This is a genomic window from Rudanella paleaurantiibacter (genome assembly GCF_009184635.1).
Taxonomy (GTDB): domain Bacteria; phylum Bacteroidota; class Bacteroidia; order Cytophagales; family Spirosomataceae; genus Rudanella; species Rudanella paleaurantiibacter.
The window spans coordinates 626,429-651,068 of the sequence record NZ_WELI01000005.1; the positions used below are offsets into that span (position 1 = coordinate 626,429).

The following is a 24,640-nucleotide window of genomic DNA, read 5'->3' on the forward strand; positions in this document are numbered from 1 at the left end:
GCAGGATTAAGTCCTATTTTTCAGGCACGTACCAGAACGGGATCGCAATCATCTCCCTCGTCTTTTCGGGCGACCCACTCACCACACGCACCCGGAGCATATTTTTGCCTGTCCGCAGATTGGAAGGTACCAGAACCGTCTGAAAACCCCGTTGCTGAAGTTCACCGGGCTGCGAAAAAAGTAAATCTGGCTGCGCATACAGTGAGTCATTAACGGTTATCTGTAGAAGGCGATTTACCTCCCGGTTCCTCCAGACTGCCAAACGTTCGCGAATTTCCTGCCGCGACAGAATATCCGACAAGACAGGTTCTTTGGCAACGCGCGTAAACAGAGTATCGAGCGCCTTGGGGTAAGCAATAAATAGACGGATGTAGGGTTCGCGAATCACATCGGCCTGAATCGCGGCTACGTCTACGTACCCAGACACATCACGCAGATTGTCGTACACGCTTGTATTTACAAACAGGCTATCGACCCGTGCCGAGTACAAATGTCTCCTGTTAAAGAAAGAAACGCGTGGGTTGGTCCTGGAAATATCATTTAAGTACTCAACAATAAATGCAACCATGAATAGGCTCATCGCCACGACCATAGTGCGTATCACTGATTTTTGTGGCAGATTACTGTAAAACGTGTTACTGATGTATGACGAGGGTTTGTGGAGACCCATCATCAGGTACTGGTTGAATTTCATATATCGGTAATGAAACTTTGTCCCGGTCGGGTGTTCCATTACCTTTTTATTGCTGAGAACCAGGCTCATGCCAACATAAACGACTAAAAGAACAGCCCCTCCGATCTTCACCACCTCCCACGCAGGCGGGGGAAGCAGCGGGCGCAACACAGAATACACCAACAGGGTCATTAAATACATCAGCCCCAGAAAGATGAATAGAAAGACAAACTGAAAGGCCAATGCGAAAACGATATTACACCGCCGGTCGAGCCGGAGAATGTACCCATCGAGCGACCCGAAGTCATCCGCCAGTTTTGCTTTGGCAAATTGCGACATAAACGGTAGCCGATCATACTGGATTCCAGACGGATACACGGCCAATAGACCCACTAAGCCAACCCAATAAGCCCGCATAACAAAGTTGATCAGAAACGCCAGAAAGAGTACGTTGCCCGTGGCTCTGATCATACTGTAAGCCAGAGACGGCAGCAGCCCCTGCATCCCCTCTGTTTGGGTCTTGAAATTGTACTGAAAGGAATCAAACAGAACGTCGAGGAGCTCGGGGAGCTGTAAAATGGCAAACATGGCGACCCCGGATATGGCCAACTCCATGTTCCAGCTTTGTGAGGTGAGATCGCGTAGTTTCTCCTGGTCATGGGCCGACATCACCGATTGAGTACTGGCTAACGGCTGCGGCTTTTCGCCGTCTTGAGGTTGTGCGGAAGTGGTCTGGGTAGCGTTGGGCGTCACGACTATCGGATTTAGAACTCACCAAATTACATAAAAAGACAAAACCCACCTGCTAAGGTAGGTTTTGCCTTTTTATTTTAGTGATTAAGCCGCTCAGGCCTTCGCTTTCAGAACAACAGCCCCCAAAGGTGGTATATTGATTTCGAGCGAATTGTCTTTACCATGCCAGGGCGATGCCTGTGCTGTTACCGGCTCAGCATTGCCTACGCCACTGCCGTAAAAAGCCCGGTCGTCGGAGTTGAACAGTTCCACGTACGTACCTGCTGTGGGCACTCCGATTCGGTAGTTAGTTCGGGGAACGGGTGTCATGTTGAGTACCACCACCAATACCTCGGCCGGGTCGTTGCCTTTGCGGGCGTAGGTCACAATACTGTTTTCCCGATCCGTCGTGTCAATCCATTCGAATCCATCTTCGGTAAAGGTCCGGTCGAACAGGGCCGGTTCCGAACGGTAAAGCTTATTGAGGGCTTTCACACATTCGGCCATGCCTTTATGGGGAGCATGGTCGAGCAAATGCCAATCGAGGCTGGTATCAAATTTCCACTCGGCGGTTTGTCCAAACTCGCCCCCCATAAACAGGAGCTTAGTGCCCGAGTGGGTAAACATGTACGAGAACAGGAGCCGCAGGTTAGCAAACCGCTGCCACTCGTCGCCGGGCATTTTGTTCACCAGCGAATGCTTGCCGTACACAACCTCGTCGTGCGAAAGGGGCAGCATAAAGTTTTCGGTAAACGCGTACACCGTGCTGAACGTAAACTCCGACTGATGGAACTTGCGGTAGCCGGGGTCACGCTCAAAGTACCGGAGCGAGTCGTTCATCCAGCCCATCATCCACTTCATACCGAAGCCCAGACCACCGGCGTACACCGGCCGCGACACGCCCGGAAAGGCTGTCGACTCCTCGGCAATGGTCTGCACATCGGGAAACTGCTCGTACACCGCCAGGTTTAGCTCCTTGAACAACGAGATGGCATCCAGATTCTCGCGTCCACCAAACATATTGGGTTCCCACTCGCCCGCATTCCGCGAATAATCGAGGTACAGCATCGACGCTACGGCATCAACGCGCAGGCCGTCGGCGTGGAACCGGTCGAGCCAGAACAGGGCATTGGACAAGAGAAACGACCGGACCTCGTTGCGGCCGTAGTTGAAAATATACGATTTCCAGTCGGGGTGGTAGCCCTTACGGGGATCAGGGTGTTCGTACAGGTGCGACCCGTCGAACTCGTAGAGACCGTGCGCGTCGCCGGGGAAGTGGCTCGGCACCCAGTCGAGAAACACCCCAATGCCAGCCTGATGCAGTTTTTCGATCAGGGCCATGAAATCCTGCGGAGAGCCAAACCGGGTACTCGGTGCATAGTAACCCGTAATCTGATAGCCCCATGAGGGAGCATACGGGTACTGCATCACAGGCATAAACTCAACGTGCGTGAAGCCCATCTCCTGCACATACGGCACAAGGGCGTCGGCAATTTCGCCATAACTCAGCTCCCGCTCAGGATTTGACGGGTCGCGACGCCACGACGACAGGTGCACCTCATACACCGAAATAGGCGCGTTCAGGGCGTTTTTGGCCTTCCGGCTCTGCATCCATTCGCCATCATTCCACTCGTAGTACGTGTCCCACACGCGTGAGGCCGTGAGGGGTGGTACCTCCCAAAGGTGCGCGTAGGGATCACCTTTTTCGAGTTCCCGACCGCTTTCGTGCACAATAAAGTACTTGTACGTTTGGCCGTTGCCGATATGCGGGATGAATACTTCCCAGATACCCGACGAGTCCCAGCGCACATTCATGGGGTGGCTGCCTTTATCCCAGCCGTTGAAATCGCCCATTACGGCCACATACCGGGCCGAAGGCGCCCACACAGCAAAGTAGGTACCCACCACGCCGTTGTGCTCTACCACGTGCGAGCCAAATTTCTCGTATAGGCGGGTGTGCTTGCCTTCGCGGAAAAGGTGTATGTCAAAATCAGTAAAGCGGGAGTACGGTCCGCTGGGGGCCGCGATTTCGACAGATTCGGGTTGTGGACTGGCGGGAGTCGGTTCGGGGGCCGTTTTCTTTTTAGAAGAAGCCTTTACAGGCCCGGTCGGTTCCGAAGCAGGAGTGCGTTTTGCCATAGGTCAATTGACAGTCAGTCTGATCCCGACATGCAGGGTCGGGATTGAAGTCCGAAAGTTAACAAAAAATGAATGGGGCCATCGCCCGATACTGAAAAGGGACAGCGGGCAAGGTGCCAACTGTCCCTCCTGAATAGGTACTACAGGCCGGGTTCGATTGTTCGTTTTTAGGCTAATACCTGACCTTACGAACCCGCCAGAGACCTGCTTATCGTTTAGCGACCGGTTTTTTAGCGGCTGCCTTAGGGCTGGGCGCGCCGGGCCGGGCCACGTTAGGCCGGGCCACGCCAGGCCGGGCCGCTGGTGCCGATGGATTTTTCTGCGTCATGGTCACCGGGTCCCAATGCACTACTTTCTGCTCAAAATAGCTTTCGTTGCAGGCCAATACAGGGGCTGCAGCCCGGAAACCAAATACGGGGTCCTCGATGGTGCCCTGACTCCCCGCCCGCACGTTTTTGAAGAAATCGGCAAAATGCTGGGCATGAGCGTCGTCGGTTTTGGGCGAATCGAACCGCACCTCTTTGGCGGGTTCTGCCTTGCGGGTCTCAGGCGGATACTGGGCGTCGTACTGGCGTACAAACTCCTGCTGCACCGGTTCCGTAAATGTGAAAAAGCTGTCGTAATTCCCGTAGCCTGGGGCAATAGGCAGCTTTTTCTTGGTCAGAATCAGGTTGTTTTCCGAAAACTCGATCTGCCCTTCGTTGCCAATAATCCGGGTTACGTTCTGAATCTTGCCGGCATTGGCAAAGTTGACCCGAAGTACCATCTGGAAAGCCTCGTGGGCGTCGGTTTTGGGGTAATCCATCACACTCGTCATCACATCGGGCACATCGCGGCCGTCTTTCCAGAACGCCAGGTTGCCTGATGAATAAATGCGCGTCGGCCCGAGCGAATTGGTCACGAAATGGACGCCCGTAATGAGGTGTACAAACAAGTCTCCTGCCACGCCGGTACCATAATCGCGGTAGTTACGCCACCGGAAAAACCGCTTGGCCTCGAACGGCCGTTTGGGAGCATCGCCCAAAAACCGGTCCCAGTCGAGGGTTTGGGCCGAGGCATCGGGCGGCACCGAGTAGTTCCAGGCTCCTATGGCGTTGAACCGGTCGTTGTTGGATTCAATGTAGTTGATGGCCCCAATCTCACCAGCCTGCACCAGTCGTTTGGCTTCCTGAAACGCGGCACTGCTAATCCGCTGACTGCCTACCTGCATGGTCTTACCCGACTTTTTCCAGGCGTCAATCACCGCTTTGCCTTCGTTAATATGGTGCACCATTGGCTTCTCGCAGTACACGTTTTTACCCGCTTTGAGAGCCGCTATCGTGATGTGATCGTGCCAGTGGTCGGGTGTCACAACAAGCACGGCGTCTACGTCCGAACGGGTCAGGATTTCGCGGTAATCGCGTGTTGTGAACAGATCACGGTCTTTGGCAAAGGCCGTTTTGGCGTGTTCGAGCCGACCATCGTACAAATCGGCCACGGCAACCAGCTCTACGTCGGGGTTACGCAGGGCGGCCATGGTGTCGTAGTTGCCCTGAATTCCCATGCCGATGGTGGCAATACGGATTTTGTCGTTGGGGCTAACTTTTTTCAGATTAGGAATATAGGCGGGGGCACCGGAGCGGGCCATCACGCTCGATACCGTGCCCGAAGCTGCCAGCGCCGAGGCTGCGGTCAGTTTCTGCAAAAAGGTACGCCGGGAAGATGTCATCGTTATAAACGCTTTTGTGGCTAAAAGCGCGAAAATGAGTGTACATACCCGTCGGGTTGCGCAGGTCCCGACCGGGTAAATCAGGGAGGTCTTGTTGCTTTGCATCACAACTGTTTTCTCCTTTCTATGAAGTCCCTGTATCTACCAATTGCCGGCCTGCTGGCCGGTCTGATTACGCTCGTTTCGCCGACTGTTTCGGCCCAAACCGCCACGCCCAATGTGTTCGACCGAGCGTACATCCACGATGTCATGATTCGGGCTACCGACTGGCAATTGGCCCACCCCAAACACAAACTCACCGACTGGACCAACGGGGCGTTTTATGCCGGGGTATGGGCGGCTTATGAAACGACCAAATCACCCAAAATTCTGGATTCACTCATGGCCATGGGCGAACGCAACGGCTGGCAACCCGGCCGCCGGTTTGATCATGCCGACGATATTGCCATTTGCCAGACGTACATTAACCTGTACCGGCTCAAAAAAGATAAACGCATGATTCAGGCCACCATCGACACCGTGCAGAAACTACGGCAGGTGCCGGGCCCCGAGGTGCGTAAGCATGGTATCACGTGGTGGTGGTGCGACGCCTTGTTTATGGCCCCGCCCGTGCTGGCCCAGCTGAGCAACGAACTGAAAGACCCGTCGTTGCTCACGTTCAACGACTCGTTGTTTCGGCAGACGTACAAACTCCTGTATAACAATGAAGAGCGGCTGTACGCCCGCGATGCGTCGTACCTGATTGCCGCCGATGGTACGGGTAAGCGCGAAGCCAACGGGCAGAAGATTTTCTGGTCGCGAGGCAACGGGTGGGTAATGGGCGGTCTGGTTAAACTCCTGACCGAACTCCCCCGGAAGCACCCAAGCCGGGCGTTTTACCTCGAACAGTACAAGCAAATGAGCGAGCGCCTGCTGGGTTTACAACAACCCGATGGCCTGTGGCGGTCGAGCCTGCTCGATCCGGCAGCCTACCCCGGTGGCGAGGCTTCGGGCTCGGGCTTCGACTGCTATGCATTGGCGTGGGGGATCAATCAGGGTATTTTACCCAAAAAGCAATACCTGCCCGCCGTTCGGAAAGCCTGGGTGGCACTCAACGCGCTGGTTTCGCCCGAAGGCCGGGTGGGCTGGGTACAACCCATTGGGGCCGACCCACGCCGTAATTTCAGCGCCGATAGCTGGGAGGTGTACGGCACAGGAGCCTTTTTGCTGGCTGGCTCAGAGGTTTTAAAACTGAAGTAGAAGGCTTTTTTGCAAGTATATCTTTCAAAGAGATGTCATCTCTCTAAACGAGATGACATCTCTTTGAAAAACAAACCCCAAAATGCTTATGACTTCGGTATCGCGTCGTCGTTTTTTGCAGGCTTCGGCTATTTTGGCAGGCGGGGCTATATTGCCGCCTGCATTCGCCCATGGCACCACACCAAAGGCACTTCGGTTGGGAGGCCCGATTTTTCTGAAATCTGACGACCCCGACGAGCTCGCCCGCGAACACCGACGGTTGCAGTACAGCGCTGCCTACGTACCCAAAGTCGATCTGAGCGACTCGGCCCGGATCCGAGCCATCGAGAAAGCCTTTGCGGCCCAAAACGTAATCATTGCCGAGGTGGGTGCCTGGGTAAATATGCTCGATGCAGACCCTCAGAAACGTCAAAAAAACCTTGCGTACGTGACCGAGCGGCTCGCGTTGGCAGAGGCCGTGGGGGCGCTCACCTGTGTTGATATCGCGGGCTCGTTTAACCCCACCGACTGGGCAGGCCCCGACGCTCGAAATCTGTCAAACGAGTTTTTTGAGGCTACCGTTGAAAATTGCCGGAAGGTGATCGACGCCGTGAAGCCCAAACGTACCCGATTTGCCCTCGAAATGATGGGCTGGAGCCTGCCCGACAGTGCCGACTCGTACCTGAAATTCATCAAAGCGATCGACCGGCTGCTTTTGGAGCGCACATCGACATAGCCAACATCATCAACACACCGGGCCGGTACTACCAGAATACAGCACTGATTAACGATACCTTTCGGAAGTTGGGCCGCTGGATTGTGTCGGCCCATGCGAAAGATATTGTGGGCAAGGATGGACACTTTGCCGAAACCGCACCGGGCCGAGGAGGTATGGATTACACGGCTTACCTCCGCAACGTAACCGCTCTCCCGCAGGCCGTACCGCTCATGCTTGAGCACCTCAGCACGCCCGAAGCCTATGATGAAGCCCGGCAGTTTATGATCCGCAAAGCCGCCGAGCTTCAGATTCCGCTGGGGTAGCCCCCTTACTTCACGTAGCCCAGCGTGCGCGGAATCGTGTAGATTTCGGTCTGCCGCCCGTCGATGTACCGGAACGATTTACCATCAAATGCGCCATCTTCTTCGAGCATAATCCGAATCGTTTTTCGCCACTCGGGCACGTCGACAGCGGCATTTAGCTCAATCGAGTAGGCGGTGTTGGGAAACAACGGGTAGTCGCCGGAGCCGGGCACGCCTTTCTGCTGATCCCACATCCCAATGGTTGGGCCAGCCGCATGACCATGACTCCCAATCGGGTGGGTGTAAATGGTACCCCGAATGCCTTCTTTCCCGGCCTGCTCCAGGGCTTCGCGCAGAATTTGATTGCCCGATTTGCCCGTTTGAAACCGCTCGGTCAGGATATCCTGTAACCGGTTACCCTGCCGAAAAGCCTCCCGAATAGCCGCAGGCACCTCCGTTTCACCGGGGCGAAGCACGTAGGCATGTTGTTGTTGATCGGTGTTCAGGCGGAGGTACGTGATGCCAAAGTCAACATGCAGCAAATCGCCGGGCATGATGACCTCGCCGGAGGGACGCTTGGCAAACGTACGGAGATGATCAAACTTGGCGTCGTCGGCCCGCTGAATATCGACTGTCGGGTGAAACCACGTATCGAGTCCCAGTTCTGTGACCCGTTGACGATACCACCACACCACGTCATCGGTGGTGGTGATTCCCGGCTGAATCACTTTTTCGGATAGTCCCTCCTGCACTATTTGATGCGACAACCGGCAGATAAGCGGGTACACCGCCATTTCTTTTTCGGTGCGGGTTTCGAGCCAGCCTACGGCCAGGCGCTCGGCCGACACAAGCCGCTTTTGCAGATCGGCGGGTAGCTTAGCTGTAAATTCTTTTTGCTCGGTAAACGTCAGGCCGTCCGCGTGGGCGTAATGCTCGGAAAAGTTCAGGCCGATTTTTTTAGGGTTGCGCTTCTGGATAATATCAATGAGGGCATCCCACTGATTAGGCCGCACATCGATGTTCCATTCGCCTTTGAGCAGATTACCCACATCGTAGCGGGCAATGGCGAGCCGTTCTACGTCTTTCCCATTGTCAAAAAACACCATAATTGTCCGCCGACGCGCCGATAGCCAATTGGCGGGTAGCATGGTCTTAAGCACCGGGTCTTCGTTGTATTCGCGGGAAATAATCACCCACATATCGATACCCTCCCGGCGCATCAGTGTCGGCAACAGATTCTGAAACCGGTCTTCCAGTACCTCATCCACAAACCGGGCCCGGTCGCGCTCAGAGAGGATGGCGGTTGGCGTTTGGGCAAAGGAGAAAGCGAAGGAAAACAGGAGAATGAAGGAAAGATAAATGTGTTTAGTCATGGTTGTTTCTGAAGGGGGTGGGTAACATAAGGTGTCCACAAGTCCAAAAATGAATCAGACCGGGCGTATCTCCTACACCGGAGGAACAGTTTTTCGGGAAAGAGAGCAGATTACCGCGCTAGGGCTACGGGGTAAAGGTTTTTTCGAGCTGCCGCTTAAACAGGCGGGTGTACGATTTGGGCAACAAACGGGTGAGCCAGTCAATAAGCCGTCCGTCGGCCCCGATTACAATGCGGGTATCGCCCTGCCGTACGCCCGTCCAGATCTGCCGGGCCGCTTCGTCGGGCGAGGTACGGGCCATTTGCTTAAAGCTTGTAGTGGTTTGCGCGTGCATGGCGTCGGTTACGTAGCCACTTGCTCCCCGCCGGGCCGCTCGGGCAATGTTGGTGTCGATACCGCCCGGATGCACGCAGCTAACGCCTACGCCGGTGCCCATCAGCTCCATACGCAGGGTTTCGGTAAAGCCCCGTACCCCAAATTTGGCCGTGCAGTAGGCCGATTGCCCCTGAATACCGGCAAAGCCAAACACACTCGACAGGTTGACAAGGTGGCTCCCTCCCCCACCCGATCGGCTTTGTTCGAGCATATACGGCAAAAACGCCCGCGTCATCCGAATTACACCAAATAGATTGATGCTCAACAGCCAGTCGAACTCCTCGGCCGATGTTTCGGAAAACGGACCGCTGTTCAGGGCCACGCCCGCGTTGTTGACCAGAATAAGCGGCCGCCCGGCCAACGTCGGGATTACCCGACTGGCGAAGGCCGGAATAGCGTCGGCATCAGCCACGTCGAGCCGGTGCAGCATCAGGCCCCCTCCCGCGAGTTGGTTTGTCTCGGCCAGGCCAGCCTCGTTAATATCGGTAGCGATTACCTGCCCCCCGAGTTGGGCCGCTTGAATAGCCAACGAGCGGCCGATACCCGACGCAGCCCCGGTAATCAGAATTACGGAATTAGTCAGCGAAGACTTCATTAAGGTCTATTGTGAGGTCAGGAAAAATATGGGAACTAACTATTTCGTCAGAAAAAAGAGGAGGTTACGCCTGAAACTTTCCATCCTGAAGCGTGTAAACCAGTACGTTGTCATAAGCAGGTTGTACGATCCAGTATTCTCTGACACCTGCTTCCTCGTAAGCCTCGAACTTTTCCTTCATTTCCTTATTGGTATTACCCTTCGACAGTACTTCAATAACCCAGTCCGGTGCTCCCTTGCACCCTGCGGTATCCAACTTTGTCGGGTCACTGATAACACATAAATCCGGCTGCGTCACGGTGGCAATTTCCTCGTTTGTTACCTTGTGTTTCCGAGGTAAGCGTACATCAAAAAGGGTCTGATAAACCCGACATGGCTTTCCACGCAAGTACATCCATGTGTTGCCATGCAAATCACTGACAATTTTTTGATGCCGACGATTTGGGGCCGATATTTTCCGGACATACCCCCAAATCAGTTCAACCCGCTCCGAAAACTGCCAGGTCAGGTAATCGGCATAGGTGTATTGCTTGTTGGGATCAAGTTGGTCAAGACTGGTAATCGAGGCCATAACTGAAATTGCTGGTTTACGGTCAAAAATACAAAAAAACGGGCCGTTTCGACAGGGGCATTCGTACAGGTATTCGGGCCAAAACGACCTGTAAACAGCTAAAATTCCGTATCTTTGCGGTTCAATTCAGCAATCATGGTCAATGTATCTAACGTCTCGCTGCGCTATGGCAAGCGAGTTTTGTTCGACGATGTTAATATCAAGTTTACGCCGGGCAATTGCTACGGCGTAATCGGGGCCAATGGCGCCGGTAAATCAACGTTTTTGAAAATTCTTTCGGGTGAAATTGAGCCCCAAACCGGCTCAGTATCCATCCCGACCGGGCAGCGCATGTCGGTGCTCAAACAAAATCAGTCGGCTTATGATGAGTTCCCGGTGTTGCAAACCGTCATCATGGGTAACCAGCGCCTGTACGACATTACGCAGGAGAAAGACGCCCTCTATGCTAAAACCGACTTTACCGATGCCGATGGCGAGCGGGCCGCCGAACTGGAAGCCGAGTTTGCCGAAATGAACGGCTGGGATGCCGAGTCAGACGCGGCTACGCTGCTCTCGGGGCTGGGCATCAAAGAAGATATGCACTACGCCCAGATGACCGACCTCAACGGTTCGGAAAAGGTGCGGGTGCTGTTGGCGCAGGCTCTGTTTGGCAACCCCGACATTCTGCTGCTCGACGAACCAACCAACAACCTCGACGTTGAATCGAGTATCTGGCTCGAAAATTATCTGGCCAACTTCAAGAATACCGTCATCGTGGTTTCGCACGACCGTCACTTCCTCGATCAGGTCTGTACGCACATTGTGGACATTGACTTCTCGAAGGTGAAAATGTACGCAGGCAACTACTCGTTCTGGTACGAATCGAGCCAGTTGGCCCTCCGTCAGCGGCAGGATCAGAACAAGAAAGTTGAAGACAAGCGGAAAGAACTGGAAGAGTTTATCCGGCGCTTCTCGGCCAACGCATCGAAGTCGAAGCAGGCAACCAGCCGGGCCAAGCTGCTCGAAAAACTCACGATTGACGATATCGCCCCTTCGTCGCGGAAGTACCCATACATCAACTTCAAGCCCGAACGTGAAGTTGGTGATCAGATTCTGACCGTTGAGAGCCTGTCGTACACGGCCGAAGACGGCACTAAGCTGTTCGAAAACCTGTCGTTTACGGTTGGGCGGAACGACAAAATTTTCCTCTACAGCCGCGATGGTCTGGCAGTCACGGCCCTGATGGATATTCTGGCGGGCGAGCGCAAAGCCGACTCGGGAACATTCCGCTGGGGTGTAACAATCACGATGGCGTATTTCCCCAATGATGCTGGCCGTGAATCCTTTTTCCAGAACGACCTGAATCTGGTTGACTGGCTGCGGCAATATTCGGAAGAAAAAGACGAAAGCTTTATCCGGGGTTTTCTGGGTCGGATGCTGTTTTCGGGCGAAGAGTCGCTGAAGAAATCGTCGGTACTTTCCGGGGGCGAAAAAGTGCGGTGTATGCTGTCGAAAATGATGCTTTCGGGGGCTAATGTGGTCATGCTCGACGAGCCGACCAACCACCTCGACCTCGAATCCATCGAAGCCGAAAACCGGGGTCTGATCGAGTTTAAAGGACCGGTGTTGTTCAGCTCGCACGATCACCAGTTTGTGCAGACTATTGCCAACCGCATTATCGAGATTACCCCGAACGGTGTACTCGACAAGCTGATGACTTACGATGAGTTCATTTCCGACGCCCGCGTGAAACAGCAACGCGAGGAGCTGTACGGCGCTGCGGTGTAAAATTGAATTAGAGCAAACGCCAAAAGCGTCTGGTTCTGGGCCACCCTTGGCCTAAAACCAGACGCTTTTGCGTTTGCAGGCACGGCCCTTACTGCTCTAACCAGCCGCCCGTGAAGCCCGCCTTCACCAGCCCCCGTCGGATATGCGGATTCTTCTGCATCAGTTTCCAGATAAAGCCCGAACGCAGGTTTTCGGCCATGAGCAAAATCGGCCCCTGATCAATGCCGAGATAATCGATGTCGAACCAGCCCTGAGCCGTAGACCCGTTGGCCGACAAAGCCCGGTACCGATACGTCGGGTTAAAAGCATCGCGAAAGCCGTACGGGCCGTACAGCTTTGAGCCATAGCGGGTTTTCATTGCCCGGAGGGCGGGCAAACAAATTTCGGGTGCAAAGGCCATCGACCCACCCGCGGCTGTGGGGGCAATGGTGCCGTCGTCTACAATCTGCGTGCTGGCAGCCCCGCGCGCCCGGTACGAAAAGAACTGTCGGCCGTTCACGAGTGTATCTTTCGGACCGTCGCAGGCGGTAAGCCCCCAAATAGTGGGGCCGTAGTCTTGCCAGCGGGCGGGGTTAGCCATGCAATAAGCCCGGTTGGCGTAGGTAGCCCGGCGCGAATTTTCAAAGTAATCAATACCCCGCCCCCGCATGTACTCGTCTTTGATACCCCGAAAATCAATCCAGACGTGCGAATACTGATGCCCAAACAAGGGGTCGAAGTTGACGTGCGGCTGGTCGTAGAACGTAGCCCATGGGTACGATTGGGTCCACGCCCGCCATACGGCTGGCTCTAGCGGATGCGTGGGCGAGCCCAGCGCCAGTACGTACAACAACATGGCTTCGTTGTAGCCCCGCCAGTCGCTCTTGATAAACCCTGACTCCGGGTGCCAGCCCATCGACACGAACTTATCTTTGTTCAAAAACCAGGTCCAATCGGCGCGACCGTAGATAAGATCAGCTAACTGACGGATTTCAGTTTCGGCCGGGGTGTTGCCGTCAAAATAGGTTTGCGCGCTCAGAATCCCACCCAACAGCAACGCCGTGTCGATAGTCGATAATTCGACCTGCTTGAAGCGTGCGCCCGTTTTCATATCCAGAAAATGGTAGAAAAACCCTTTGTAACCGGCCACGCCTGCCGCCTGTTCGGACTGGGGTGCGTTGGCAAAAAAACGGAGTGTTTGCAGGGTTCGCTCGGCGGCCTGCGCCCGTGTGATGTACCCCCGCTCCACGCCCACGAGGTACGAGGTCAGGCCGAACCCAACAGCGGCAATGCTGGCAAAGGAGTTGGTGGGGGCTCGGTCGGACACGAGGCCGTTTTGCGAATTTGTTGTCTCCCAGAAGTACCGAAACGTGTCGCGTTGCAGACTATCCAGAAACGTCGCATCGCTCCCCGACAGGCTAAATGCAGGCATGGTCGGGAGCACCGTTTGCGGTCGGGACTGGCAGCGCGCCAACTGAACACAGCCACCCAGAAGGCATAAAATAAGGAGTTGCTTCATGAAAGAAAGGTATAAAGCCAGCTGTCAGCCGACTATAAAGCACAGAGATGACATTTCGCTTGGAGAAATGTCATCTCTGCTAAGATAACGTGAGTTATAGGAAATTACCGACGCGTAGGCCTTCGATAGCAAAATCTGTACTACAGACAGTTACAATCCATATCACCCCCAACTCACGTTAAAATAACAAGTTGAATAAAACTCAAGCTAAAAACTAAGAACCAGGCCCATCTTAATACCCCGGATTCTGAGTTAGCTGCCCCCCGCTGAGCTGAATTTGCGGCTGCGGAATCGGGAACAGTTCGTGCTTACCGGCCACAAAGTTTTTGCCCAGCGCCCGGTACACCTCAGCGGCCCGCCCCTGACGCACCAGATCGAAGTACCGGTCGTGTTCGAAGGCCAGCTCGACCCGGCGTTCGCGCCAGATAGCCTGCCGCAGGTTGGTTTGCACGGTCGAGGTCAGGTCGGGCAAAACGCCCGTAGCTCCACCCCGCGCCCGCGCCCGAACCCGGTTGAGGGCGGTCAGGGCTTTGGCCGACTGCCCCAGCTCGTTGGCGGCTTCGGCATTCATCAGCAGTACTTCGGCATACCGTAGTACCCGTACGTTTTTGCCTGTTTCCCATGTATTACCATTGTTGGTTTCGCGCGTAAAACTCACGTAAGCCTTGTAGTTGTACCGCGGATTTTCGGCATTGGGGCTCACTACGCGGCCATCCCAGAGAGTGGTGCCGCGCTCTATGATGGTCCCCGTCCGGCGCGTGTCACCTGTTTCGTAGGCTTTGGCCAGATCCTCGGACGGTGTGTTAAAACCCCAACCCCAGCCGTTTTCGCCCCGTGCGCCCTGCGACTCAAAATACCCTTGTACCCCTTTGTTGGGCGTTACGCCCCGGCCCTGAATCTCAAAAATCGATTCGACTCCGTTCTCCGACGACTCGCGCCAGAGTTCGCCATAGTTAGGCAGGAGCGAGTACTGCCCGGAGGCAATTACCTCGTCGGTGAGCCGGAGCACCACATCCCATTTTTTCTGGTACATCGACACCTTCGCCAGCAGCGTTTTGGCGGCCCCTTTCGACACCCGACCCAAATCGGCCGCGTTGTACTGCGACTTTTCGGGCAGGTTAGCAATGGCTGTGTTCAGATCAGTTTCGATTTGGGCGTACACCTGAGCGGCTGTAGACCGTACGCGCCCGTTCTGAATATCGCTTTGGCTGGTTGGGTCGGCCACTTTAGTAATCAGCGGCACTCCGCCAAACGCACGCACCAGATTGAAGTAAAAATAGGCGCGCAAAAAACTGGCCTCGCCAATAAGCCGGTTTTTGAGCGTATCGTTGATGCTCAGAGCAGGCAGGTTGTCCAGCGCCTGATTAGCGCGGGCAATGGCTTCGTAATGCCCACCCCACACTTCGTTGAACGAAATGCTCGACGGGGTAAACGAAAAGTTATCGAGCTGATCTTTATCAGTGCCGGTATCGCCGGGCGAGCTGCCCTTGTCGGCATCGTCGGAGGCAATGCTGGTGATACCATTCCACGAGAACGAGTGAAAATTCCAGTCGACCATTTTGGCATACACCGCATTCACCAAGCTCGTAGCCGCGTCGGCATTGCTCGAAAAGAAATCCGTGGGTGTTTGCTGACCCTGCGGAGGCACATCGAGAAACGACTGCGAACAGCCACCCGCAACCAAAAGACCGCCAACACAGGCGTAGGTTAGAATATTTTGAAGCGTTTTCATCTGCGTTGTTTACTTAAAAGCCAATGTTCAAACCTGCCAGATAAGCCGACGTGACTGGGTACGTGCTCAACTCGATACCGGCATTGAGGGGGTTAGAGCCGGGCAGCTCGGGTGTGTACCCCGAAAATGCCTTGATGGTCAGGGCGTTTTGTGCCGTTACGTAGAACCGAACCCGGCTTACTTTTAGGCTCGATACCAGCTCGCGCGGTAAGGTGTAGCCCAGCGTCACGTTATTGACCCGGAAAAACGAGCCCGACTCCACATAGTACGTCGAGGCAATGGGCACGGCATTACTGGCCCGTGGCTCGGTGGTGCTGGGGTTGGCAGGTGTCCAACGGTCAGCGCGCGACGCTTCAATATTTTCATTACCAAAGCGCTGGGCTTTTTTGCCATTGTAGACTTTGTTGCCAAAGTTGGCGTACCAGTCTGTCGAGAAATCGAAATTACGGTACGTAAAGCCACCATTTACCCCGAAGTACAGCTTAGGCTGGTACGAGCCCACAAACACGCGGTCGTTGTCGTCGATGACCCCATCGCCATTCTGGTCTACGTAGCGAAAATCACCGGGCTTGGTACCCTGAACTTTAGCGCGGGTGTTGTTCACCTCTTCCTGCGTCTGGAAAATACCATCGGTTTGCCAGACCCAGAAACTCCCGATAGGTTGCCCCACGGCGGTACGGGTGGTAAACTGTCCGTTGCCCAGGCCCCCCTCATTGATAGGCAGCCCGCCCTGTACGTCTTCAAGCTGATTGCGGTTGATGGTCGCGTTGACGCCCACGTTGTACGAAAACCCGTTGGTCGCATTGTTGCGCCAGTTGAGGGCAAACTCAAACCCCCGGTTGCGCACACTGGCAGCATTGGTCAGGTACGAGCCGTCGACATCACCAAAAATGGCATCAATGGGGCGGGTAAAAAGCGCGTCGGTTGTCCGCTTGTTGTAATAGGTGAACTCACCGGTCAGGCGGTTGCGGGCCAAAGCAAATTCCAGGCCGATGTCGGTGCCGGTGGTCACCTCCCAACGTAGGTTCGGGTCAATCAGGTTAGTAATGGTGCGGCCCTGTTGCAGGGTCTGATTCGCCCCAAACGCATAATCGAGACCACTGGCAATGGTGTATAAAAACGCGCTAGGGCTGATGCGGTCGTTACCGGTTTTACCCCAACTTACCCGCGCCTTGAGCTGGTCGAACGGGGTTTTACCGCGCAGGAATGGCTCTTCGCTCAGTACCCAGCCTACCCCCACCGACGGGAAGAACCCCCAACGGTTATTGGTCGGAAATTTACTCGACCCATCGTAACGGGCCGTAGCCGTGAGCAGATACCGGTCAGAATAGTTGTAATTGACCCGCCCAATGTACGACTGCCGGGTTTGAATACTGCCCGACTCGGAGTTGGTTGCCGTCGACGCGTTGCCGGTGTTCAGGTAGAAATAGTTCGACTGCGGGGGTACGTCCTGCCGGGCTGCGCTCAGGATATTATCTTGAAACCGCTCGGCCACGTAACCAGCCAGAATCTTCACGGTATGCTTTTCGGCAAACGTGCTGTTGTATTCCGCCGTGTTGGTCCATAACCAGCGTGCACTGTTCGACCGGCCCGTGTTGAGCGCGCTGATCAGGTTGCGCTGATTGGCCGACACCTGATACACCGGGTTGTACGTGTAGGCCCGGCTACCATTGCTTTCGATACCAAAGTTAGAGAGCAGCGTTACCTTTTTGAAAACCGTCAGATTCCCGTAAAACGACCCTTGTAACCGCAGTCCGCGCGAGCGGTAGTTGGTGTAATCGAGCTGAGCCACAGGGTTGGCCACGTTATTGCGCGAGGTAAACCCATAGCTACCATCGGCGTTGCGCACGGGTACGGTTGGAGCTTGCTTGTAGGCATTGGTAAACGCCGAAAAAGCCGCCGTACTGGGTAAAGCCGGGTCGCTGGTACCGGTCAGGTTCGAGTTGTCGTTGGCCAGGCTCAGGTTATGCCCCAGCTTGAAAGCGGGCGTCAAGGTGTACTCGTTGTTGAGCCGCAGCGTCAGGCGGTTGTAGTCCGAACCTTTCAGAATCCCTTTTTCGGTGAAGTAGCCCGCACTGAAAAGGTACGTCGACCGGTCGGTACCTCCGCTCACCGAGAGCGCGTGGTTTTGCTGGAAGCCCGTGCGGGTAATAGCCTTGAACCAATCGGTGTTAGTAGCCGTAGCCGTGGCCGGGTCGAATGGAAGCGGGGCCGTGGGGTTATCGTACCGGACAGCCTCGTTGCTGTAGGCCGCAAATAACTCCGAATCGGCCATGCGCACCCGGTAAGCGGGCGTTCGGATGCCCACATACCCATCGTAGGTTACGCTCGGTGCGCCGGTTTTACCGCGCCGGGTTGTGATGAGCACTACCCCATTGGCCGCCCGAACCCCGTAGATAGCCGTGGCAGAGGCATCTTTCAGCACGTCGACGGAGGTAATGTCGGCCGTGTTGATGTTGCGAATATCTTCGGTAATAATGCCATCGACTACGTACAGCGGGTCAGCACCGCCCAGGAGCGTACCCGTACCCCGAATCCGAACAACAGGTGCCTGCCCCGGTGCGCCGGAGTTGATAATCTGCACCCCCGATACCTTGCTTTGTAGGGCCTGCGTGGCCGACAGCACCGGTTGGCGGGCCAGTTCTTCACCTTTCACCTGCGCCACGGAGCCCGTCACGTCTATTTTGCGCTGGGTGCCGTAGCCAACTACGACCACCTCTTCGAGGGCGCGGGCATCGTCGGCCAATTGAACGTTAATGACCGTCTGATTACCCACCGGTACCTCCTGACTCGTCATGCCAATCATGCTAAACTGGAGCACCGCCCCACTCGGCACATTGAGCCCAAAGTTACCGTTCACATCGGTGGCGGTGCCAGTAGTGGTCCCTTTCACCAGGACGCTGACACCGGGTAACCCCTGTCCATCGGTTTTGCTAACCACCCGACCCGTAACCTGCTGATCCTGTGCATAAACACGACCGCATACGACGAGCCATAATCCTGTTAAGATGTAAGCGAGTGTTCTCATACGTGAGTTAATTTGAAAATAGGGGGGCAAATATAAGCGACCAATAGGCTCATTATACATTTGATCTATATAGTCACATCCAATCAACAATGAATCAGCCGCTTAGGGATAAAAATTTTATTAAATACCAGCTGAATGGCCAGAAACGGCTTTTTGAACCGAAATACGACTGAGTAATGAGGCCTTATAGGGTAGGTTGAAGCGGCTTTACGGCGTCGTTCTCTATAAACTGGGCAGACTGATTCAGTGCGCGTGAATCGACTGTATTTCTTACGGTTAAATTATTATCTCAAATATAGATAATAGAAAAATGAGGTTTATATTTACCAGCCGGTTTGGAACCTCGGCCTTCAACCAAGGCCTTTCCGCCGACCAGAATCGTTCATTTCACCGTTAAACCCTTAGTCCAATGCAACGCTCCCTGTTGTTTCTGTTTGTTTTCGTGCTGGGCCTGACCGCCACCAGCTTTGCTCAATCAACTACCCCGGCCACACCCGATTTTTTCGCGGGCAAATGGGAAATTGCCGTTGTAGGCACCCCACGGGGCGATGTCAAATTCCAGACCGAACTGATTCGGAAAGAGGGCAAACTCACTGGCGACCTAGTACTGGCCGATGATACAAACGGCAAGCGCCCCATCACCCGAGTGGTTGAGAACGGCAACAAACTCACTATTTATTTCAGCTCCTCACAAGGCGACGAAATTTCGATTGATCTGGAAAAATCAGACGAGAACACGTTGAAAGGCTCCCTTATGAGCTTTGATGCTACCGCCAAGCGGGTTAAATAATTTGCGGCCTGGGCAACAGCCTCATTCACAGTAATCCCACATTCATGAAACTTCAGGATAAATTGGTGATCGTGACCGGGGCAGGCAGCGGTATCGGTCGGGAACTGACCCTCCAACTACTGCAAAAAGGGGCACGCGTTGCCGGGGTCGACATTCATGCCGATGCCCTTACCCAAACGGGCCAACTGGCAGGGGTTGGCAGTGACCGATTCAGGGGATTTACGCTCGATATTGCCGACAAATCCGGAGTCGATGCCTTTCCCGAAACCGTTGCCGCTCACTTTGGCCACCCGGCCGATGGGCTCATCAATAATGCGGGCATTATTCAACCGTTTAAACCCGTAACCGAGCTGACCACCGACGAAATTAACCGGGTGTTCAACGTCAACTTTTACGGTACGCTGTACCTGACGCGGGCATTTCTGCCCTCGTTTCTGCAACGCCCCGAAGCCCACATCGTCAACATTTCAAGTATGGGCGGGTTTCTGCCCGTACCCGGCCAAACAATCTACGGCGCAGCTAAAGCAGCCGTAAAGCTGTTTACCGAGGGGCTATATGCTGAGCTAATCGGTACCAATGTGCGGGTCACGGTGGTATTTCCGGGGGCCATTGCCACTAACATCACCGAAAATTCGGGGCTGGGCACGCCCAAGGCAAGCACAGAAAGTAGCTCGATAAAACCGATGCCTGCCGACAAAGCCGCCGGGGCAATTCTGGACGCGATAGAAACTAACCGATTCCGGGTTACGGTCGGCTCTGACGCCCGTTTCCTCGATCTGCTCTACCGGTTCAATCCGCGCTATGCTACTGAGTTTATCGAGAAAAAGATGCGGCAGTTCAGGAAGATGTAGAACACCATTGAATGGTATCAACAGTCAGGCCCCAAACCTGACTGTTTTTTTTGGGGTGCCCAATTGGTTTTCATCCAGTCAGCTGACCAACTTCTCGAAGCCATACGCCCCTTGTTAGTCTGGATTCAGTACTGGACATTCAGATATTAGATGTATTGAGTGATAAGGTTGTTCTCCTTTTGGCTGTCCTGTACACTCCCTGCCAGTGGTTCCTTGCGAGAACAGCCTTGTCACCCAATACAATTAGACGTTAGACTTAATAACATTCTGTAGGGAGGTCTAACGTTAATGTCCAACATCTAATGTCCGGTACTGAGTACTCTGGAGGAAATTTTCGGCTAATCAACTCGTAAAGAGGAATTTCACACAAATTCACATTGAGCAATAGCCTTATTCCTCCTTGTCGACGTATATAGTCTGGATTCGTATCCGGTCAATTAGTCTTCATAGGTTAGAAAGCGGGCCTCCTCCCGGTCATTGATCGGGAGAAGCCTCCCCCTCCGCTCCCACTTCTACAGCTCGGTTACGCTACGCCGGGCACTCATTCGCCCTCGCCTGATGTTATCCAGAAACACACCCGACGGGCCATTGCCAACCGGGTTATTTTCTCAACGACCGTTTTTGTATTTCCAATTATGGCATCCATTCCGTTTTCGATACTTGATCTGGCCCCTGTTCCAATGGGCAGCACAGCCGCGCAGGCCCTCCGCAACACGCTCGATCTGGCTCAGCACGCCGAATGCTGGGGCTACCACCGCTACTGGCTGGCCGAACACCATAACATGACCGGCGTAGCGAGTGCCGCTACAGCCGTGGCCATTGGCTACGTGGCCGGAGGCACCCAAACCATTCGGGTGGGCTCGGGCGGAATTATGCTCCCCAACCACTCGCCATTGGTTATTGCCGAGCAGTTTGGCACCCTGGCCTCGCTGTACCCGAACCGAATTGATCTGGGTGTAGGCCGGGCTCCCGGCTCCGATCAGCTCACCGCGCGGGCTCTCCGCCGGAACCTGACTGGCCCCGACACATTTCCGCAGGATGTAGTGGAGTTACAGCGGTATTTCCAGCCCGCAGCCGACGATGGGGCAATCCGGGCCGTGCCCGGCGCGGGGCTTAATGTGCCGGTCTGGATTCTGGGTTCGAGCTTGTTTGGGGCGCAGTTGGCGGCTTTGCTGGGTCTGCCGTTTGCGTTTGCGTCGCACTTTGCCCCGAACGCGCTCATGCAGGCTATTGATATATATCGGAGTCAGTTCAAGCCATCTGAAAATCTGGCAAAACCGTATCTGATGCTGGCTATCAATGTAGTAGCTGCCCATACCGACGTCGAGGCTCAACGGCTGTTTACATCGGTTCAGCAACAGTTTATCAATCTCCGAACAGGCACACCGGGCTTACTGCCCCCACCGATCGACCATCCCGAACTGCTCAGCTACGCAGCCGAACAGGCGGGTATCAATCAGGCGCTACGCTACGCGGTGGTGGGCTCCCCCGAGACGGTGCAGCAGGGGCTGGAGCGATTTATCGCCCAAACCCAACCCGACGAACTGATTACCACGGCTCAGATTTACGACCACACGGCCCGGCTCCGGTCATTTGAACTGACCGCACACGTGCGCGATGCTCTGGCTCAGCAAGCTACGGTCCAACTCGTGTAATTAATTTATGAAGAGCCCCATGCGATGTCGTCTTATTCAGAAAGATGACATCGCTCGCCCGAGCAAAGAGTCGGGAAAATGCTTTTTTCGGACTATTCAGCTGTAGAGATGACATCTTGTTTGGAAAGATGTCATCTCTGTTCTGCGCATCTCTATTTTGCGCTACATATACCGCCCGAAAAACAGCAGGGTATCTTCCAGATGCGTTTCCCAATAGGGCCATTCGTGCCCGCCGGGGTATTCGGCGTATTCGTGCGGGATACTGGCTTGCGTGAGCGTTTCGTGCAGGGTTTGGTTGGCGGGCAACAAGGTATCGTCGGTGCCGCAATCGAACCGGAACGGGGGCAACCGGTCACGGTTTCGGAGCAACAACGCCCCCACCGATTCGTCGGCCGGATCGGCTTGTCGGTACACATCGAGGGGCTCTTCGACAAAATCGGCCATCTGCGTCAATTCTGTGATCGACGATAGCCCCGAAGCCGCCCGAAACTGTTCGGGATAACGGGCCATGAGTCGTAAGGCACCATACCCACCCATCGACAAACCCGCGACGAACCGCGATGAAACCGCCCCCGGACAAGCCGCCGGCACATCGTCGATTATCCAGCGGTCAAACCCATACCCATTATGCGGCAGATATCCGCTGCCATCACCCCAAAGGCCATCGGAGGGCATAGCCAACCGAAACGGCGGCAATTGACCCGCCCGTATGAGCCGGTCGGCGGTGCGGTGAGCACCCGCTTTCAGGCTCCAGGCCCAATGACTACCATACACCCCATGTAGCAGAATCACGAGCGGCAAGGGCGTATCGGCATCAAACCCTTCGGGCGACCAAAACGTAATATCGCCCCGCCCACGCAGGTTTGGTGTTTTGACGGTTACAGAACGGAGGCCCTCGTGCTCAAAGCGGGGGTCCGACAGCTCAATGGTGCGAAACATACGCGTAGCATTAGTTAAGAGTCAGCAACGAGTCTTTATCGAATCTCCGATACAATGACCTCGTTGCCTTTGCGGGTGATACCGTACAGAACAAGCGTACCGGTCACGCTCCGGTCGAAGGCAAACGCCTGTCCCTCGCTTACCGTCGGAATCGTTTTTACGTATTGCAGCACCGAGCCACGGTCGGGCAGTTTAAGTACGTACAGTTCGGGTTTGTCGTGCCCTGTGCAATACAGGAGCCCGTCGGGCCCCCAGCTTCCGCCGGAAGTGCTATAGGGCGAAAATGCCTGAAGCACCGGGGCTGGAAAGGTCCAGGATTCTACCGCTTTCCAGTCGGGCGTGTATTTCACCAGCATGGTCCAGCGGTTGTCGCGCCCCTCGGCCGACGCTTTATTGGAGTAGTTGGCAAAGGCTACCCACCAATGGCCCCGGTAAAAATCGGCCCAGGTTACAGAACCGGGCATGAGCCCAAAGCTATGGGTATCTACGTGCCGCAACGTGCGCGTGTCGAACAGCTCAATAGAACTGGTCATGGGCACATCGGGGTAGTTTGAATGCGTACAAATGAGGGTATTGCCCCGCACCAAACCGCTGTTCATGTGCTTGAGCAGGCCCGTGCTGTCTTGCCAGGCCGCCACCTGACGTCCGTCTTTTTTATCGTGCTTCGTGAGCGAATGGTTGTTGATAACGTAGAAAAACGCCTTGTCGACAGCCACGCCCTGCTGCACTTGCCCCACGGCATACCGCCGAATTTCGACCGCCCGCTGCGCTTGCCCTATGGCCAGGTGAGGGGCGTAAACCATAATGACTAGCAGGAATCGGATAAAGGCGACACGAAACGGCATACGTGAATGGATAAAGAATCGGGCAAATCCCAAATCGAGGAGTATAGGGTAAAGATCCAGGGCCGGGTCTTCTTACTTTCTGGGGGCTACCCATGTTCCATTTGGCTGAGCCGCCACTGCCCGGTTGTACGCGTCCAGGCAGCGGTTGAGCGGTTGGCCCTGCTGATGAATACAATCGCAGAACTCGGCACAGGCCGCCGGGTTACGGCTATCCCGACAATTTTGCTGACAGTCGTTCAGGGTGTTATACGGTTTCATGTCGAACAGGTTCAATACGGTAAAGCCCACCGTAACCACCGTGATTAGCCCCCCCCCGAAAAAGGCCAGAGGGAACTCGTTTGAAACCCCTTTCGAACGATTGACCAATACGGTACGGGGGTCGGGCAGTAGAATACCCTTCAGGCGGTCGTAATCCCAGCAAAGCAGGTACAGATTGGCCAACACCATCAACGGCGACGACACCAGCGACCCATCAAACCGTACCGAAAACGACAGAATGCAAATGTTCAGAATAATTGGAAAATAGAGCATGGCTCCCAGCAGGGCTGTTCGGGGAATGAGTAGCAAAATAGCAGCCGTCATCTGCGCCACGCCAATAAATGTGTAGTAATAACCGGTATGAAAGAGAGCTTCGAGATAATGCCCCATTGGGTGGTTATTCGACAGCGACGTGAATCGTTCCCCCGCAATTTTCACATAGCCCGATGGCAAAAAACCAAGTGCCAGCGCCACCCGGTTGAACCCCGTAAAATACCGCATCCAGCGGTTTTGTTTAGCCTGACAGTATAGCTGACTCAGTAAGAACGTAATTGCCATGTGCCTGAATATTTCCAGATAAAAAGAACTTTGTTTTGCAAAGTAAACAACAAATTTCCCCATGAACCAAATGGTTTTGAGGGTATTTGACGTAAACGGGTAAACCAAGCTCCCATAAACTTCTTCCGCATCCACTCTCCAGATACTCTATCGTCGGCCCCTTAACCGGCTTTTCTACCTGATGACTTAAGACCCCACCCACAGCAGCCGGGCAACCCTCAAAACAGCAAGACTGCCAGAATATAGATAAATTAGATAATAGTATAGAAAATATTAATTTGATCTATAAAGATAGAAATGGCAGATTTGTAGCGG

General features: G+C 54.6%; 19 protein-coding genes. 7 read left to right on the forward strand and 12 right to left on the reverse strand.

Going from position 1 to position 24,640, the window contains the following annotated elements; genetic code table 11:
- Positions 1-13: 13 nt before the first annotated feature.
- The 3 genes from F5984_RS14750 to F5984_RS14760 form a co-directional block, all read right to left on the reverse strand.
- The gene (locus tag F5984_RS14750; RefSeq protein WP_246169018.1) at positions 14-1,426 is read right to left on the reverse strand and encodes a hypothetical protein; all 1,413 of its coding nucleotides are present in this window, start codon (positions 1,424-1,426) and stop codon (positions 14-16) included.
- 93 nt (positions 1,427-1,519) lie between these two features.
- Entirely contained in the window at positions 1,520-3,544 is a 2,025-nt protein-coding gene (gene glgB, locus F5984_RS14755) for a 1,4-alpha-glucan branching protein GlgB (protein WP_152124991.1), read from the reverse strand.
- Positions 3,545-3,752: 208 nt separating this feature from the next.
- Positions 3,753-5,252 (reverse strand): Gfo/Idh/MocA family protein, encoded by a 1,500-nt coding sequence (locus tag F5984_RS14760; protein ID WP_152124992.1) that lies wholly within the window; start codon positions 5,250-5,252, stop codon positions 3,753-3,755.
- A gap of 126 nt (positions 5,253-5,378) precedes the next feature.
- Here F5984_RS14760 and F5984_RS14765 point away from each other — a divergent pair, with 126 nt between their 5' ends.
- The 3 genes from F5984_RS14765 (at position 5,379) to F5984_RS26755 (ending at position 7,511) form a co-directional block, all read left to right on the forward strand.
- A complete protein-coding gene (locus F5984_RS14765; RefSeq protein ID WP_152124993.1) occupies positions 5,379-6,491 on the forward strand; it encodes a glycoside hydrolase family 88/105 protein in 1,113 nt (370 codons plus the stop codon).
- Between the two features lie 88 nt (positions 6,492-6,579).
- Positions 6,580-7,206 (forward strand): TIM barrel protein, encoded by a 627-nt coding sequence (locus F5984_RS14770; protein ID WP_246169019.1) that lies wholly within the window; start codon positions 6,580-6,582, stop codon positions 7,204-7,206.
- Positions 7,207-7,274: 68 nt separating this feature from the next.
- Positions 7,275-7,511 carry a hypothetical protein gene (locus F5984_RS26755; RefSeq protein WP_246169020.1) on the forward strand — a complete coding sequence of 79 codons (237 nt, stop codon included), beginning with the start codon at positions 7,275-7,277 and terminating at the stop codon, positions 7,509-7,511.
- A 5-nt stretch (positions 7,512-7,516) separates the two neighbouring features.
- Here the strand turns inward: F5984_RS26755 and F5984_RS14775 are convergent, their stop codons facing one another.
- From F5984_RS14775 to F5984_RS14785, 3 genes are all read right to left on the reverse strand, one after another.
- On the reverse strand, positions 7,517-8,863 hold the full coding sequence (locus F5984_RS14775) for a M24 family metallopeptidase (protein ID WP_152124994.1): 1,347 nt from the start codon (positions 8,861-8,863) through the stop codon (positions 7,517-7,519).
- A 124-nt stretch (positions 8,864-8,987) separates the two neighbouring features.
- Positions 8,988-9,833 carry an SDR family NAD(P)-dependent oxidoreductase gene (locus F5984_RS14780; RefSeq protein ID WP_152124995.1) on the reverse strand — a complete coding sequence of 282 codons (846 nt, stop codon included), beginning with the start codon at positions 9,831-9,833 and terminating at the stop codon, positions 8,988-8,990.
- A 64-nt stretch (positions 9,834-9,897) separates the two neighbouring features.
- On the reverse strand, positions 9,898-10,404 hold the full coding sequence (locus F5984_RS14785; protein ID WP_246169021.1) for a Uma2 family endonuclease: 507 nt from the start codon (positions 10,402-10,404) through the stop codon (positions 9,898-9,900).
- Between the two features lie 135 nt (positions 10,405-10,539).
- Here F5984_RS14785 and F5984_RS14790 point away from each other — a divergent pair, with 135 nt between their 5' ends.
- Complete coding sequence (locus F5984_RS14790) at positions 10,540-12,171, forward strand: ABC-F family ATP-binding cassette domain-containing protein (protein WP_152124996.1); 1,632 nt, start codon at positions 10,540-10,542, stop codon at positions 12,169-12,171.
- Positions 12,172-12,259: 88 nt separating this feature from the next.
- Here the strand turns inward: F5984_RS14790 and F5984_RS14795 are convergent, their stop codons facing one another.
- The 3 genes from F5984_RS14795 to F5984_RS14805 all read right to left on the reverse strand — a co-directional run bounded on the left by F5984_RS14795 (position 12,260) and on the right by F5984_RS14805 (position 18,429).
- Positions 12,260-13,669, reverse strand: coding sequence for a glucoamylase family protein (locus F5984_RS14795; RefSeq protein WP_152124997.1), 1,410 nt, complete (start codon positions 13,667-13,669; stop codon positions 12,260-12,262).
- Between the two features lie 232 nt (positions 13,670-13,901).
- Positions 13,902-15,401: a RagB/SusD family nutrient uptake outer membrane protein gene (locus tag F5984_RS14800; RefSeq protein WP_152124998.1), complete on the reverse strand. Its 1,500-nt coding sequence runs from the start codon at positions 15,399-15,401 to the stop codon at positions 13,902-13,904.
- Positions 15,402-15,414: 13 nt separating this feature from the next.
- On the reverse strand, positions 15,415-18,429 hold the full coding sequence (locus tag F5984_RS14805; RefSeq protein ID WP_152124999.1) for a SusC/RagA family TonB-linked outer membrane protein: 3,015 nt from the start codon (positions 18,427-18,429) through the stop codon (positions 15,415-15,417).
- A gap of 409 nt (positions 18,430-18,838) precedes the next feature.
- Here F5984_RS14805 and F5984_RS14810 point away from each other — a divergent pair, with 409 nt between their 5' ends.
- The 3 genes from F5984_RS14810 (at position 18,839) to F5984_RS14820 (ending at position 21,725) form a co-directional block, all read left to right on the forward strand.
- A complete protein-coding gene (locus F5984_RS14810; protein ID WP_152125000.1) occupies positions 18,839-19,219 on the forward strand; it encodes a hypothetical protein in 381 nt (126 codons plus the stop codon).
- A gap of 44 nt (positions 19,220-19,263) precedes the next feature.
- Entirely contained in the window at positions 19,264-20,070 is an 807-nt protein-coding gene (locus F5984_RS14815) for an SDR family NAD(P)-dependent oxidoreductase (protein ID WP_152125001.1), read from the forward strand.
- A 635-nt stretch (positions 20,071-20,705) separates the two neighbouring features.
- Positions 20,706-21,725 carry an LLM class flavin-dependent oxidoreductase gene (locus F5984_RS14820; RefSeq protein ID WP_152125002.1) on the forward strand — a complete coding sequence of 340 codons (1,020 nt, stop codon included), beginning with the start codon at positions 20,706-20,708 and terminating at the stop codon, positions 21,723-21,725.
- 162 nt (positions 21,726-21,887) lie between these two features.
- Here F5984_RS14820 and F5984_RS14825 read toward each other — a convergent pair whose 3' ends face one another.
- From F5984_RS14825 to F5984_RS14835, 3 genes are all read right to left on the reverse strand, one after another.
- Positions 21,888-22,664 carry an alpha/beta hydrolase gene (locus F5984_RS14825; RefSeq protein WP_152125003.1) on the reverse strand — a complete coding sequence of 259 codons (777 nt, stop codon included), beginning with the start codon at positions 22,662-22,664 and terminating at the stop codon, positions 21,888-21,890.
- Positions 22,665-22,699: 35 nt separating this feature from the next.
- On the reverse strand, positions 22,700-23,509 hold the full coding sequence (locus F5984_RS14830; RefSeq protein ID WP_246169022.1) for a hypothetical protein: 810 nt from the start codon (positions 23,507-23,509) through the stop codon (positions 22,700-22,702).
- A gap of 72 nt (positions 23,510-23,581) precedes the next feature.
- Positions 23,582-24,325, reverse strand: a complete 744-nt coding sequence (locus tag F5984_RS14835; protein ID WP_185155520.1) for a DoxX family protein — start codon at positions 24,323-24,325, stop codon at positions 23,582-23,584.
- Between the last annotated feature and the right edge of the window lie 315 nt (positions 24,326-24,640).